This is a genomic window from Candidatus Nanopelagicales bacterium (assembly GCA_028687755.1).
In the GTDB taxonomy this organism is placed as follows: Bacteria; Actinomycetota; Actinomycetes; order S36-B12; family S36-B12; genus UBA11398.
In genome coordinates this window covers 395,351-408,785 of sequence record JAQTZL010000002.1, presented here as the reverse complement: position 1 = coordinate 408,785, position 13,435 = coordinate 395,351, and the positions used below count along the sequence as shown (strand labels likewise).

At 58.4% G+C, this 13,435-nt stretch carries 15 protein-coding genes; 8 read left to right on the top strand and 7 right to left on the bottom strand.

Annotation, left to right across the window (positions count from 1 at the left end; translation table 11 throughout):
* Positions 1-102: 102 nt before the first annotated feature.
* On the bottom strand, positions 103-408 hold the full coding sequence (locus tag PHN51_05120) for a thioredoxin family protein (protein ID MDD2818159.1): 306 nt from the start codon (positions 406-408) through the stop codon (positions 103-105).
* 618 nt (positions 409-1,026) lie between these two features.
* Between PHN51_05120 and PHN51_05115 the strand changes: the two genes are divergently transcribed.
* Complete coding sequence (locus PHN51_05115) at positions 1,027-1,293, top strand: hypothetical protein (GenBank protein MDD2818158.1); 267 nt, start codon at positions 1,027-1,029, stop codon at positions 1,291-1,293.
* An 83-nt stretch (positions 1,294-1,376) separates the two neighbouring features.
* Here the strand turns inward: PHN51_05115 and PHN51_05110 are convergent, their stop codons facing one another.
* Positions 1,377-1,553, bottom strand: a complete 177-nt coding sequence (locus tag PHN51_05110; GenBank protein ID MDD2818157.1) for a hypothetical protein — start codon at positions 1,551-1,553, stop codon at positions 1,377-1,379.
* 331 nt (positions 1,554-1,884) lie between these two features.
* Here PHN51_05110 and PHN51_05105 point away from each other — a divergent pair, with 331 nt between their 5' ends.
* Both PHN51_05105 and PHN51_05100 read left to right on the top strand, forming a co-directional pair.
* On the top strand, positions 1,885-2,577 hold the full coding sequence (locus PHN51_05105) for a response regulator transcription factor (protein MDD2818156.1): 693 nt from the start codon (positions 1,885-1,887) through the stop codon (positions 2,575-2,577).
* Positions 2,574-3,671, top strand: coding sequence for a HAMP domain-containing sensor histidine kinase (locus tag PHN51_05100; protein ID MDD2818155.1), 1,098 nt, complete (start codon positions 2,574-2,576; stop codon positions 3,669-3,671). The genes PHN51_05105 and PHN51_05100 overlap by 4 nt, the downstream gene beginning before the upstream one ends.
* A 9-nt stretch (positions 3,672-3,680) precedes the next feature.
* Here the strand turns inward: PHN51_05100 and PHN51_05095 are convergent, their stop codons facing one another.
* The 5 genes from PHN51_05095 to PHN51_05075 form a co-directional block, all read right to left on the bottom strand.
* Positions 3,681-4,418, bottom strand: coding sequence for a M15 family metallopeptidase (locus PHN51_05095; protein ID MDD2818154.1), 738 nt, complete (start codon positions 4,416-4,418; stop codon positions 3,681-3,683).
* Positions 4,415-5,137, bottom strand: a complete 723-nt coding sequence (locus PHN51_05090; protein MDD2818153.1) for a GNAT family N-acetyltransferase — start codon at positions 5,135-5,137, stop codon at positions 4,415-4,417. Before PHN51_05090 ends, PHN51_05095 begins: the two co-directional genes overlap by 4 nt.
* A gap of 101 nt (positions 5,138-5,238) precedes the next feature.
* On the bottom strand, positions 5,239-6,357 hold the full coding sequence (locus tag PHN51_05085) for a HAMP domain-containing sensor histidine kinase (protein MDD2818152.1): 1,119 nt from the start codon (positions 6,355-6,357) through the stop codon (positions 5,239-5,241).
* Entirely contained in the window at positions 6,354-7,055 is a 702-nt protein-coding gene (locus PHN51_05080; GenBank protein ID MDD2818151.1) for a response regulator transcription factor, read from the bottom strand. The genes PHN51_05085 and PHN51_05080 overlap by 4 nt, the downstream gene beginning before the upstream one ends.
* Positions 7,048-7,311: a hypothetical protein gene (locus PHN51_05075; GenBank protein MDD2818150.1), complete on the bottom strand. Its 264-nt coding sequence runs from the start codon at positions 7,309-7,311 to the stop codon at positions 7,048-7,050. The genes PHN51_05080 and PHN51_05075 overlap by 8 nt, the downstream gene beginning before the upstream one ends.
* Positions 7,312-7,521: 210 nt before the next feature.
* On the opposite strand from PHN51_05075, the gene PHN51_05070 reads away from it, so the two are divergent.
* The 5 genes from PHN51_05070 to PHN51_05050 are packed head-to-tail and all read left to right on the top strand — an operon-like array spanning position 7,522 to position 13,333.
* Positions 7,522-9,012 (top strand): multicopper oxidase family protein, encoded by a 1,491-nt coding sequence (locus PHN51_05070; protein MDD2818149.1) that lies wholly within the window; start codon positions 7,522-7,524, stop codon positions 9,010-9,012.
* A 36-nt stretch (positions 9,013-9,048) separates the two neighbouring features.
* The gene (locus PHN51_05065) at positions 9,049-9,654 is read left to right on the top strand and encodes a DUF305 domain-containing protein (protein ID MDD2818148.1); all 606 of its coding nucleotides are present in this window, start codon (positions 9,049-9,051) and stop codon (positions 9,652-9,654) included.
* Positions 9,655-9,689: 35 nt separating this feature from the next.
* On the top strand, positions 9,690-9,908 hold the full coding sequence (locus PHN51_05060) for a cation transporter (protein MDD2818147.1): 219 nt from the start codon (positions 9,690-9,692) through the stop codon (positions 9,906-9,908).
* Positions 9,905-10,849: a hypothetical protein gene (locus PHN51_05055; GenBank protein MDD2818146.1), complete on the top strand. Its 945-nt coding sequence runs from the start codon at positions 9,905-9,907 to the stop codon at positions 10,847-10,849. Before PHN51_05060 ends, PHN51_05055 begins: the two co-directional genes overlap by 4 nt.
* Before the next feature lie 60 nt (positions 10,850-10,909).
* Positions 10,910-13,333: a heavy metal translocating P-type ATPase gene (locus PHN51_05050; GenBank protein MDD2818145.1), complete on the top strand. Its 2,424-nt coding sequence runs from the start codon at positions 10,910-10,912 to the stop codon at positions 13,331-13,333.
* Positions 13,334-13,435 lie beyond the last annotated feature (102 nt).

Genomic DNA, 13,435 nt, shown 5'->3' with positions numbered 1-13,435 from the left:
TGACTCTAAGAACCAATCTAACGCCCCATCGAGTTAGCAAGCTCCGGCTAGCGTTTCTAAGACCCAGGGGGCGTTGCTTGAGCGGTGAAGTAAGCAAGACAGCTACCGTCTGAGCACTGTCAACAGCTGTTCAAGTGTTGGACAACCCCGCAACCCAGCCGGCGTCGAATACAACCTGCAGGCAAGCCCGGGCTGCGACCCATCAACTGCGAATGGATCCATTCCATCAATCAGGATCGTGGGCGAACCGATGAACCCGGCACGGACCGCATCAGCAACTGTCTCCACAGTCTGCAGTTCGATTCGCTCATACTCTTGGCCAACGATGAGCAGTGCTTCATGCAGTAGCGCCTCAGTCTCGTGCCAATGCGGACAACCATCGAAGTACTGGAGCGTCACCGTGGCCATCCCACATTGTCTCCAACAGGAACACCGCACTTCGCTACTTGCCACGTAGCTGGGTGATTTCTGGTTTTCTTCACGTCGTTGAGTGAAGTGACGGGCCCCAAGCCAAACTGGTGGCGCCTACTTCCCGCACGATGAATCCCTCATGGGAAATGCAAAACGGGCACATCGTCTCCGATATGCCCGTTTTGTCCTGTAGCGGGGAGACATTTCTAGGGCGCGATCACTGGGTTGCATGGGCTGCAAGATCGCCTCACAAAGCCTCAATCTTGCACCCCCTTCTGCACTCCCCAGGGAGCGCAACGTCTGCACCCATTGTCCATAAACTCGTGGCGCATAGAAAGTCGCTTCGCATGATCGCATCGCTAACGATCCGGGTGCCCACATCAAGAGCCGCCGCACGATCGCGACTGAGCCCAAGACTTGGCGTACGGACTGGCATCGGATCCCCGTTGAGTTCCGAATTGGGATGTCCAGGGCCGGAACCGCGGACGGGTGCAAAACTCCTGCCAATTTGGAACTTGAGGTGCGACTGCGGATCGTGTTCGGCGGAATGGCCTGTGTTTTCTCTACCAATATTCGGGCAAGAGCGGACTCATGCGGTCTTAGCTCCGAGAGGTGATGGCATGGCTAGGCGAAAAAATTGGGCGCTGGCGAGTGGTGCTATGGATCGCGACTGCCTTGGCCGTCCTGGCCGAAATAGGCGCGATTGGCATGGCGGCTTGGGGAGCTGCCAATCGAGGCACCTCTAATTCGCCCAGCACCGAGACCAGCTTTGTCGCCAGCGCGTACCTAATGGCAGGCGCAATCGTGCTAGCGACCGTCACGGTCCTCGTTTTCATCGCCCGAGACCGCGACGTCATCCCTAACCAGCGAGCCGATGAATAGGTGCTGGAGTCGTTGGATCAGACAATTGCGGCCAATCGGGAGTCACGATGCCACTTTCGGTGTTAGTAAAACCGTGGTGGACGTCAGCCAGAGATTTCATTTTCTGCGGCAAGCTTTTCGGCTGAGCGCTCGTTCTGGCCGCCGCGGTTCCGCCAGAGCTTCGGGCCCCAATAAATACCCAGGAATACAGCGGGAGTCACTGACATCGCTAGGCCGAGGATAAGCGCCAGGGTGCCTGTCAAGTGGTCATCAGGCGACATTCAAGGAGGGCTTCTGTAGCGGCGCGCCTTGGCTAATCGAGAGTGCCCTGGATGCTGCGCTTTCGCCAGTGAGTTCATATGTGAAGCACGCGGACTCATCTGGGTCGGGCCTACAAAAGATGTTGTGGTGTCGTCTTTCATGAGCAGTGCAGTGGCATGAATAGATTGATCTGATTTGCATGTTTGATCAGTCTCACGCTTCTTGTGCGTCCAAAGGTTCTAGATCTGCTCAAGATCCCCTCAAGGTTTCTATGTGCAGGCGTTGAAGTGGCTGGAGCTTCCTCCGGAGATGACACACTTATGGCTGCCTAGTTGCGTTAGAGGTGAAAGATTGGATCCGCTCCGCGTGCTTGTCGTAGAAGACGAGCAACGACTGGCCAAGATCGTCGTCAGCTATCTCGAACACGAAGGCTACGAAGTGCGCACCTCGCACGACGGGATTTCTGCAGTCGAGACCGCGGCCACTTTCATGCCGGATTTTGTGATCCTTGATGTGATGTTGCCCGGCCTAGACGGCATGGAGGTTTGCCGTCAGTTGCGCGGAAACTCTGATTGTTACATCGTGATGTTGACTGCGCGCGAAGATGAAGTGGACAAGGTCTTGGCGCTTTCACTTGGGGCCGATGACTATCTCGTGAAGCCATTCTCCCCCAGAGAGCTCATTGCACGGGTGAAAGCAATGCTGCGCAGGCCTCGAACGAATGCATTGCGCAATGACCAGCGCACTATCGAAATCGGCTCTTTGAGCATCGACACAGAGGCTCGCGTTGTCAGCGTGGGTGATCGTGCAGTCAACCTCACCCGAACCGAATATCAGATCCTGATGATCTTGGCAGCACGGCCGCGGGCAGTCGTCACTCGGAGGCAGCTGATCGATGGGGTCTGGGGTGCCGATATGTATGGCGATGACCACGTTGTGGACGTACACGTCGGCAACTTGCGGCGCAAGCTAGGCGACACGGCGGAAGAATCCCGGTTCGTGCGCACAGTGCGCGGAGTGGGATACGGCATGGGTCCCGCGTGAATCGTCGACCCAGTCTCACTGGCCGGCTATTGCGCGGACAGGTACTCGTGACCGCGACCGGCATCGCCACGCTCGTAATCGCCTCCGCCTTGGTGACTCCTCGGATCTTCACCCAACACTTCTTCTCTTCGGGGGAGACTGATCCGGAGGTCCAAGCGCATGCTTTGCAGGCCCTTGGATCATCACTTCTCTTAGCTGGCGTGTTGGCGGTGCTCATCTCATTTGGGGTGGCCTCCATCACCTCGCTCATTCAAGCCCGCCGAGTCGCGCGTCCCCTTGAAGATTTGGCGGAAGTAGCAGGGCGCATAGAGCAGGGCGCGTTGGATAGCCAGGCGCCTGCCCACATGACCAACGAGATGGCCCAGTTGTATGACGCTCTTCGAGAAATGGGCAATCGGCTCGAGCAGGCATCCAAAGTAAGGACGCAAATGATGGCGGACTTGTCTCACGAACTGCGAACTCCACTGTCGACTCTAGAAGCACAAGTGGACGCCATCGAGGATGGTTTCCTGCAGCCTGAAGCCGAGACATTCGAGGCCATGCGCGAACAACTGATTCGCCTTCGGCGCCTTGCATTGGATGTACGCGTCGCAGCGGCGGCGCAGGAGCATGCGCTTGAGTTGGTGCTTGAGGACGTGGATGTCCGCGAGTTGGTTGCAACAGCCTTCGCGATTGCGCAACCCAGGTTTGCAGCTAAGGGAACAGCCTTAAATCAAGATTTCGATGTCGATGAGTTGCCCACTAGGTGCGACACGGTGCGTATCGGTCAGGTGCTGGCAAATCTTCTTGACAATGCTCTTCGACACACCCCGGCTGGTGGCGTTGTCTTGCTTTCAGCACAACGTGAAGGCGAGCGCGCATTGTTGGTAGTTGAAGACGACGGGGACGGTATCCCTGCGGAACATCTGCAACGCATCTTTGAGCGATTCCATCGCGTGGATGTCTCGCGGGCATCCTTTGACGGCAGTGGCAGCGGATTAGGGCTCACCATTGCTCAGGCGATCATTGAAGATCATGGCGGCCAGATCACCGCCTACAGCGACGGCCCCGGCAAAGGATCGCGCTTCACGGTTACCCTGCCATTGCGCAAGTAGTTCTTGCCGCTATCGCACGCGCGGACGCGAGGGGTAGCCCGTATCGAAGTGCATGTAGTCGGCTACATCGATGTTCTGCCAAATCCATCCGCGGGACTCAAATAGTTGAACCGGCAACGTGCCATTGCGAATGACGCCTTCACCCACCTTGGTACGAGTCGTCTTGTCTCCTATTGGATTCCAGCAGCCACATCGCGGATCGCGCCAGGGATTCTGCACCGGATTGATGTCGATTGCACGGCCATTGGCGTGGGGTGATTTCTTGACCGGTGCATTGATTTGCCCTGGCTTTCGACAATTGAACGCTGAAGTGTTGTTCGCCTCAAGCGAGGCGTTCACGTCGCCACCAAACTGTTCCAACGGTGTCATGCGTTCAATCGGGAACTTCTGCGCAAAGAGCTCACCCATGATTTCGGCGAGGTCCTCAACGGTGTCTCGATGGACAACCAGCACTCCGCGCTTGATCGCGCCATCGAAATCAAGGTGGTCAATCTCCAAGCGTCGCAACTCGTCTCGTCCTGCAGGGCACCCAGGCCGCCAAGTGCCAGTCCGCACCATCCGCTTCCACTGTCGATCTGGGATTGCGCGCACAACGGGATTACCCGGCGGGGCTTCAACTAGAGGGTTTGGCGCAGAAATTGCCGGGTCGCCGGACGCGTCAGGTGATCGCACATTATTGAGCATCAGGCCTACTGCAACAGCGACAAGCGCCACCACCCCAAGTGCGAGTTTGGCGATTCGCGTCAAACGGCTGACCCTGTCAGAGCGAACTCAATACGCAGCAATTCGCGCCCATCCCTAGCAGTGAAGGTGCCTGATTCCTTCCACCCGCGATGAGCGTAGAACTCGCGCGCCGTGGCATTGTCCTGCTCGGTCACCAGATCGATGCGGGCGGTGTTCGCACGCTGCGCCTGCTCGACCAAACCGCGCAAAAGAACAGCGCCGCACCCCTTTTTGCGATGACTTGGCGCTGTGTAGATATACAGCAATTCTCCAACTTGCGGCTCGACTTGAGAGCGGTCGAATGCTCGCACAATCCCCCGAAAATACCGACGGGCATACCTGAACGCACGCGTACGGATGAACACGACCAATTCCGCAGGGCGTAAAGCCAGCGCCATCACTCCCGCATATGCAAGGACTGGCGCTGAACGAAGGTACATATCACGGTCATGTTGGCGCTCATCTACCGTCCCAATGAGATACCCAACGATCTCATTCGAGCCCGCTTCCGTCGCCACCAACCCAGTGGACCCTGCAGACCGCAAGTACTGGCGGAAGTAGGCATGAACAAATTTGGAACCAAGCTGGGAGTAAAACCCGTCTGGGAACTGCTGCCTATGGCGCTCAACGACGGCCGGAAGATCACTCTCGCGCAGTTCCCTCAGTTCGAAGCCCCATGCCCCGTTCGAGGGAACTGTTGAATCCTGACCTGTAGACGCGTTATCTGGAAGAGCCGGTGCCATTTTGCGAACATCCCATGGAAATCGGCAAGGAAGCCTCTAGCCCGCATCAAGATCTACTCAAGATCACCTGACCGATTTAACAAGAGGGCACGTCTGCCAAATCAAGACGCAAGGGAATTGTTGGTGTCAATTGGTAAGCGGAGCGTGAATCGTGCTCCCATTTCGATTCCATCGCTTGCGGCTGTCAGCGATCCTCCATGATCCTGAACGATGGCTCGAGCAATAGTGAGACCCAATCCGCTGCCACTGGTACTCGTTGCTAGACGAGAAGAATCGCCACGATGGAAGCGCTCGAAGATGCGTTCATTAAGATTGGGAGGAAAGCCTTCTCCTTCATCGCTCACCTCAGCACACGCGGACAGTCCGCTCACGAAGGTCTTCACCGTGACGGTCTTGCCTGGCGGAGTATGACGCAACGCATTCTCAAGCAGATTCGCAAGTACTTGTTGCAGCCGAAGCTCATCACCAACTATTGGCAGTGAAGGTCTACCCGCACCGAATTCCAGTTCGACGCCTCGGGTTTGGAATCGGGGACCTGCAGCTGCCACCGCCGCCGCACAGGTCATACCCAGATCCAGAGGCCTTAGTACCAAACCAAGAGCATGCTCCTCGGCTGCGGAAACCTCGCGCAAATCTTCAGCAAGACGTCGAAGTCGATGCACCTGGGCTCGCATCGTCGCCCATGCCTCACTGTCAGCCTCCAGGACATCATCTTCGAGCCCGTCGACGTAAGCTTCAAGAGTGGCTAGGGGCGTGCGCAGCTCGTGCGTCAGGTCGGCTAACAATCGGGAGCGCGTTGCTTCTGACTCGCCAAGTTTGATGGCCATTTGCCTGAATGATCGTGACAGTTGTTCCAACTCACTACTAAACCCGGCATCTGGGACTACTACATCGAATCGCCCCGCGGCTACTCCCTCGGCTGCGGCAGCTAGCTCCTCAATGGGCCGAGACACGCGTCGCACCAGAAACCATGACATCGCACCTGCAGCCGCGACGGAGACGATCGAGGCAACGACAACGGCAATGACGAAGGAGAAAGCAAAGGCCTCCTCCGAGTGGACGAGAGCATCAGGCGAGACGAGGCCGAGGTGGCTTAGGTGATAATGGAACAGCGGCGGCGCCACCAACCACGCTGTCAAAATTAGTGTGGCTGCGCCAATCCCAACAACGATGGACTGAACCAGCAACATTCGACTGGCGAACTTGTGCGGCCGTTTCATGCGGGTGCCACGAGCCCGTACCCAACTGCCCTCACCGTTCGGATGAATCTCGGGGTGCCTGCGTTGTCGCCAAGTTTTGTTCGCAGATGAGCAATGTGGACATCGACGACGTGCTCGTCCCCCATCCAACCCGGACCCCACACGGCCTCGATGAGTTGTCGACGTGTCAAGACCGCTCGTGGCCTCGTCATCAGCGCGACCAACAGGTCGAACTCTGTTCTCGTGAGATCTATGGACGCGCCTTCGAGGCTGACGATGCGTGATTGGACGTCGACGTCCAGCCCGAGGAGGGACATTGGTGGCTGGGGGCTGGAGACCATGATAGACGAGCGTGGCCGGCGCAGCATCGCTCGTATCCGAGCGATGAGTTCTCGCGGTGAGAAAGGCTTGACGAGGTAGTCGTCTGCTCCCATAGTCAGGCCGAGGACTTTGTCGACATCTTCGTCTCGTGCGGTCAGCATGATGATGTAGGCGTCGGTGAACTGCCGTATGAGCCTGCAGGCCTCTATTCCATCAAAGCCGGGAAGCATCACATCTAGGACAATCAGATTCGGACGATGAATGCGAGCCATTTCGACAGCCGCGGGACCGCTATGGGCCAGCACTACCTGGAAGCCTTCGCGTTCCAGATAACTACTGATGACGCTCGTCAAAGGGACCTCATCGTCAACAACGAGTACGCGAAGCGAGTCAGCCACTTGTGGCGGATCCTGAGATCTCGAGCAACCGCCGCGCCTCCGCATACGCTTTTGCATCGATCTCACCATTGGCAAACCGACGATCAAGGATCGCTCTAGGCGACTCTGCTGAAACAGCCGTCGAAGAACCCTGACCTGAAGTGAACCGGACGATGGCCCAAATGCCCAAGCCGATTAGCACGATCCAAAACACCATCATGAAACCCATACCCCACCAGCCTCCCGCATCCCAACCATTTCCAACCCACCACATCATGGCCGGACCTCCCTAACTGCCGCCGTATGCGGCTTGTACCAATGTTCATTGTCCCCACTTCGGATGTCGCAATGGCAGAGAGTTGATGAAGATCTGGTCAAGCACAGCGATCTGACCTTGATCAGATCTTCATCAACTCTTCGGAATTTCGCCATCGGGCGCCAGGAGGATGGTTCATATCGACGATTCCAACTCGACGAGGAGAGCCAAGTGAATGTGACGCGAAGACAGTTCACGTACGGATTCTTAGGAGCTGGCGCATTGTTAGGTCTTTCGGCCTGCAGTAACGCAGCTCCGAATGGCGCCGCGTCCCTTTCAAGTCTCAGCCCAACCCCCATCGTTGCCACGGGGCGCTTGCGCAAGTTGACGCTAGAAGCGCGCTCCACACAAGTCGACCTGGGTGGACGCGTGGTGAGCACTTGGGCGTACGGCGACAGCATTCCCGGGGTGCCATTGCGAGCCACGGCCGGTGATCGCGTGCAAGTCGCATTCAAGAACAACTTGCCTGTGCCAACCAGCGTGCACTGGCACGGCTTGGCAATAGGCAATGCGATGGACGGCGTGCCAGGTGTCACCACTCCAGAGACACCTGCCGGCGGAAGTTTTGACTTCGACTTCGTGATTCCCGATGCGGGCACTCACTGGTTTCACCCGCATCACCCCATGCAACTGGATCGCGGACTGTACGCCCCGTTCATCGTGGATGATCCAAATGAACCGGGCGCCTATGACGCCGAGTGGGTTCTGGTTCTCGATGACTGGACCGATGGCGTCGGCACGAGCCCCGAACAGATACTCGCCCAGCTTCTGGCCGCGAGCGATGCCGGGATGGGTGACATGGGCGGGATGGGCGGGATGGGCGGGATGGGCGGCATGGGTGGCATGGGTGGCATGGGTGGCATGGGTGGCGACGGTGGAGATGTCTCCTACCCCCTCTATTTGATCAACGGGCGTGCACCGAGCGACCCACAGACATTGGCGGCGAAGCCAGGTCAGCGGGTTCGCATGCGCATCATCAACTCCTCGGCTGACACCATCTTCACGGTCGCGCTTGCGGGACACGACTTGCAGATCACGCACACCGATGGCTATCAAGTCCAGCCTGTGTCCACTGCGTCTTTGCGCATTGGGATGGGCGAGCGATACGACGCGATCGTCACCCTCAAGGACGGAGTGTTCCCCTTCGTTGCCGAGCCTCTGGGCAAATTGGGCGTAGCCCGAGCCCTGGTGCGCACCGGAGGCGGCCCAGTTCCAGCCGCGTCATTCAAGCCAAGTGAACTCACTGGAGATCCTTTGACTGTTGCCTCTCTTTCAGCAGCGGCTGGTACAGCCCTGCCACCTCGAGATCCGGAAACGAGCCAGGATCTCGCTCTTGGGGGCAGCATGGCGAGTTACGAGTGGACGATCAATGGTGCTACCTACGAGAACGCGACCCCACTGACCATTGAGGCAGGACAGGCAGGGCGACTTCGCATCAGGAACGCCACCATGATGTCCCACCCGATCCACGTACACGGACATAGCTTTCAGATCGGCGACGCAGGTGGCACGGGGCCCCGGAAGGACACTGTGTTGGTGCCTCCTATGGGGGCCGTCAACGTCGATCTGGTCGCCGACAATCCCGGCAAATGGATGGTCCACTGCCACAACGCCTACCACGCTGAAGCCGGGATGATGACTCGCCTCGACTACGCCGCCTGATCCCATATACCTCACTCAACCCAAGGAGTCATTTCAATGAACAGACGTATCGCCGCCGCTACCTGCAGCGCGTTAACGATCACCGCTCTTCTGGCCGGGGGCTCGACCGGAATCGCATTTGCGGCCAGCTCTCCATCGCCCATGTCATCCAGTTCAACCATGATGAGCAAGGGAAGCAAGGGCGACATTTCCTTCACTCAAATGATGGTCCCCCACCATCAGCAGGCCGTTCAGATGGCAGATTTGGCACTTAAGAACGCTAAGTCTCAGCAGGTCATCACCCTGGCCACACAAATAAAGGCGGCACAAAAGCCAGAGATCAACAAAATGCAGGGATGGCTCAAGGGTTGGGGGGCGTCCGTGACCGCGAGCTCAAATTCAACAATGCCTGGCATGGACATGGGCTCAACGTCGCCCGGAATGATGACTGACACCCAGATGACCAACCTGTCGCACGCACACGGCGCCAGCTTCGACACGATGTGGTTGCAGATGATGATCGCGCACCATCAAGGGGCGATCACGGATGCCAAGCAGGTGTTGAAGACCACCAAGAACGCTGATGTGAAGAAAATGGCTCAGGCCATCATCTCCGGACAGAATGCCGAAATCAGCACCATGAAACAGTTACTGGCAAAGTAGGTCGGCAGACCAACTCAAGTACAAGGAGAATCAACATGAGCTCGTCCACTTATGCCGTGCAAGGCATGACTTGCGCCCACTGCGTCAGCGCCGTCATCGAAGAGGTGACGAAGATTGATGGCGTCACCGAGGTCTACGTCGACCTTCATGCCGGCGAACTCTCTCAAGTGCATATCACCAGCGCGATCGAGATTGGGAACGCTGATATCAATAGCGCCATCGTGGAGGCGGGCTACACGCTCGTTTCCGCATGATCTACCGTCAGAGAGTCAAAGGACGAACGGTTGTGCTCGTCCTTGGCGCGGCCAGCGCAGCGACCCTCCTGGCGGCCTGCTCATCGACAACCGCCGGCCCCACACCGCAAGCGCCTGCCAGCGCTCCAGCGAACATCGAGCAACCTGATTCCGGCCCCTCACAAGCAGCTGAAGACACGATAAGTACAGCCTCCCTGACAGGGCACGTCCACAATCTCTTGCTCGACCGCGACAGCATCTACCTGGGCACGCACGATGGCCTTTGGAGTCAGAAGCCAGGACAGCAACCGGAGCGAGTGACCGCAGAGGTCTTCGACGTGATGGGCTTGGCGCGCACGGGCACCACGTGGCTTGCATCAGGGCATCCAGGTCCAGACATGCAGGCGCCATCGGACCTTGGACTCGGTTTGTCCACTGATGGTGGGCGCACCTGGAAGATGGACTCACTGAGGGGACAAGTCGATTTCCACCGCCTGGTTGCCGACGGTTCCATCGTGATGGGCATCGCTTCCGCTGATGGCGTGCTTTGGCGAACCGAAGACCTTGGGCGCACCTGGAAGCAACTCGGAACCCCACCACTGTTCGACCTCGCCATGGCCCCCGGTAACACGTCGATCGTGATTGGCACAACGCAGCAGGGACTCATCCGCAGCACCAATGGTGGTGCTTCATTCACTTCCCAGCCAGCTGAAGCGCCATTGTTGGCATTACTGTCTGCGACCGACTCAGGGATCTATGGAGCTGGGACTGACGGCAACATCTACTTCTCAGCAGACGACGGACTCACCTGGACGCCGCGCGGCAACCTGGCTGCTCAACCCACTGCGCTGGCTTCTCTAAACGAGAAGGTTGTTGCGCTGGTAGGAGATGTCGTTGTCGAGTCCAATGATGGTGGTCGCACATTCGTTGATCGACTGGCAATCAATAACCACTCCGCATGATCACCGACGATCGCGGATGCCCGCCCAATTGACTTCGGACAAGTAGAACGGACAACAGTCATGAGCGAAAGCCGCACAGTCACCTTGGTCGCCAGCGGCCAACAGTGGGCTAGCTCTAAAGTGGTCGCCGAGAAAACTCTCGGGCAGCGCCCGGGTGTCATGCACGTAGATTTCAATCCCACTGCCCAGACCGCAACCATCGACTACGACACTTCGGTGACCACATTGCAGGAGCTATCCGAATGGGTACGGGAGTGTGGACTGCATTGCTCCGGCGCATCAGTCCCCGACCACATGTGCGATCCACTCGCAGAGCCGGAGGCCTTCACCAAAAGCGCATCGAATGATGCCGAGCTGGGCTCCCAACAAACATCAGCAGGCATGAACACCCACGTCGGACACCAAGCCCACACCGGACACCAAGCCCACACCGACAAGAGCCAGCCGATGAGTTCGCATGACGCAATGGGTCACGGCGGTCATCACCCGGGTACGTCAATGGCGTCGATGGTCGCCGACATGCGCAGACGCTTCCTCGTCGCTGCTCTGCTTTCCGTGCCGATCCTGCTCTGGTCACCAATAGGCCGGGAAGTGCTCAACTTCACGGTGCCCGCGCCGTTCGGATTGCGCGACGATGTCTTCGCGTTCTTCTTGAGCCTCCCAGTGATCTTCTACTCGGCTTGGATCTTCTTCGATGGAGCGTTTCGTGCCCTTCGGGCGCGCACTCTGGACATGATGGTGCTGGTTGCCGTTGCAGTAGGGGCTGGCTGGGGCTACAGCGTCTACGTGACCTTCGCTGGCGGCGGCGAAGTGTTCTATGAGGCAGCCACAGTGCTCACGTCTTTTGTGCTGTTGGGGCATTGGATGGAGATGCGCGCTCGAGGAGGCGCCAGTGAGGCGATTCGCACCCTGCTTGAGTTGGCACCTCCGAAAGCAATCATCCTGCGCGACGGTAAGACCTTGGAGATCCCCACTTCGGACGTGGTTGTCGACGATCTGCTGCTGATTCGACCGGGTGCGAAGATCCCAGTCGACGGCGAAGTCGAAATCGGGACTTCTGAAATCGACGAGTCGATGGTGACAGGCGAAAGCCTGCCGGTGACCAAGAACATCGGCTCCGCAGTGATCGGCGCTTCGGTCAACACCACGGGTACGCTGCAGGTGCGCGCCACGAAAGTCGGTGCCGACACGGCTTTGGCGCAGATCGTGGCCATGGTGCAAACAGCCCAGAATTCCAAGGCACCTGGGCAGCGCCTAGCTGATCGCGCAGCCTTCTGGCTGGTGTTCGTCGCCCTCATCGGCGGAACTGTGACGTTCGCGGCGTGGATGCTCAGTGGTGCAGAGGTCCAGCAAGCCATGCTCTTCGCAATCACAGTGGTCGTAGTGACCTGTCCTGACGCACTTGGCCTGGCTACTCCGACTGCGATCATGGTGGGTACCGGACTTGGTGCGCAGCGCGGAGTGCTGTTCAAGAATGCCTCCGCACTTGAAGCCGCTGCACATGTAGATGTCGTCGTGATGGATAAGACTGGCACTCTGACACGTGGCGCACCCGAGGTAACCGATGTCATCGCGGCTGGCTTCGCCGAGAATGAACTGCTGGCCCTGGCTGCGTCCGTGGAGGCGCTGTCTGAACACCCACTTGCCAGAGCGATCGTTTCGCGTGCCAACGAATACGGTATTGCCGTTCCCGATGCACACGACTTCTCCAGCACCCCGGGCAAGGGCGCGCGAGCAACCGTCGGTGGACGTGCTGTGGCGGTGGGCTCCCGGGGCTTCATGGAGTCCGTCGGTATCCCTATCCCCGATGAACTTCAGGATCATCGCGCACGACTCGCTGGCACTGGTCGCACTGCGATTTTCGTTGCCGTCGATCACCAGACGGTCGCGGTTATCGCTATGGCTGACGCCGTTCGCGAAACTGCACGAGCTGCAGTGGAAGCGCTGCACGAGCAGCACCTGCGCGTCATCATGCTCAGCGGAGACAACGAGGCCACGGCACAGCGCATTGCCGAGTACCTGGGGATAGACGACGTCATCGCCGGCGTCCTTCCCGATGGCAAGGCGGCAAAGATCGCCGAACTGCAGGCTGGGGGTGACAAGGTTGCCATGGTTGGCGACGGTGTCAACGACGCCCCGGCGCTGGCTCAGGCCGATCTCGGCATTGCCATCGGCGCAGGCACAGATGTCGCCATTGAAACCGCTGACCTAGTGCTCATGCGTTCGGACCCTTTGGATGTGGCCATCGCAATCTCGATTGGTCGCGGCACCGTGCGCAAGATGCGTCAGAACCTCGGATGGGCGATCGGCTACAACTCCGTGGCACTACCCATCGCTGCGGGTCTGTTCGTTCCCGCCTTCGGGCTCATGCTGCGACCCGAGATCGCTGCGCTCACGATGTCAGGCTCATCCCTTCTGGTTGCGATCAACGCCCTCTTGCTCAAGCGACTGCGCTTGCCTGCCGCGAACCCTGTCGTTCCTTAGAAGCAACTGTGATCGCGTCCTGAATGAAGTGGACGATGAAGTGCTGCTCTCAGCCTCGGGCTTGACCGAGAGTTACGCGCGCTCAGACAAGAAATCCCCAAT

Bases quoted from the DNA above. Each gene is read 5' to 3' on its own strand.
- PHN51_05065 (MDD2818148.1), top strand. From the start codon at position 9,049: ATGAACAGACGTATCGCCGCCGCTACCTGCAGCGCGTTAACGATCACC.
- PHN51_05115 (MDD2818158.1), top strand. From the start codon at position 1,027: ATGGCATGGCTAGGCGAAAAAATTGGGCGCTGGCGAGTGGTGCTATGG.
- PHN51_05085 (MDD2818152.1), bottom strand. From the start codon at position 6,357: ATGAAACGGCCGCACAAGTTCGCCAGTCGAATGTTGCTGGTTCAGTCC.
- PHN51_05060 (MDD2818147.1), top strand. From the start codon at position 9,690: ATGAGCTCGTCCACTTATGCCGTGCAAGGCATGACTTGCGCCCACTGC.
- PHN51_05090 (MDD2818153.1), bottom strand. From the start codon at position 5,137: ATGGCACCGGCTCTTCCAGATAACGCGTCTACAGGTCAGGATTCAACA.
- PHN51_05075 (MDD2818150.1), bottom strand. From the start codon at position 7,311: ATGATGTGGTGGGTTGGAAATGGTTGGGATGCGGGAGGCTGGTGGGGT.
- PHN51_05110 (MDD2818157.1), bottom strand. From the start codon at position 1,553: ATGTCGCCTGATGACCACTTGACAGGCACCCTGGCGCTTATCCTCGGC.
- PHN51_05050 (MDD2818145.1), top strand. From the start codon at position 10,910: ATGAGCGAAAGCCGCACAGTCACCTTGGTCGCCAGCGGCCAACAGTGG.
- PHN51_05120 (MDD2818159.1), bottom strand. From the start codon at position 408: ATGGCCACGGTGACGCTCCAGTACTTCGATGGTTGTCCGCATTGGCAC.
- PHN51_05055 (MDD2818146.1), top strand. From the start codon at position 9,905: ATGATCTACCGTCAGAGAGTCAAAGGACGAACGGTTGTGCTCGTCCTT.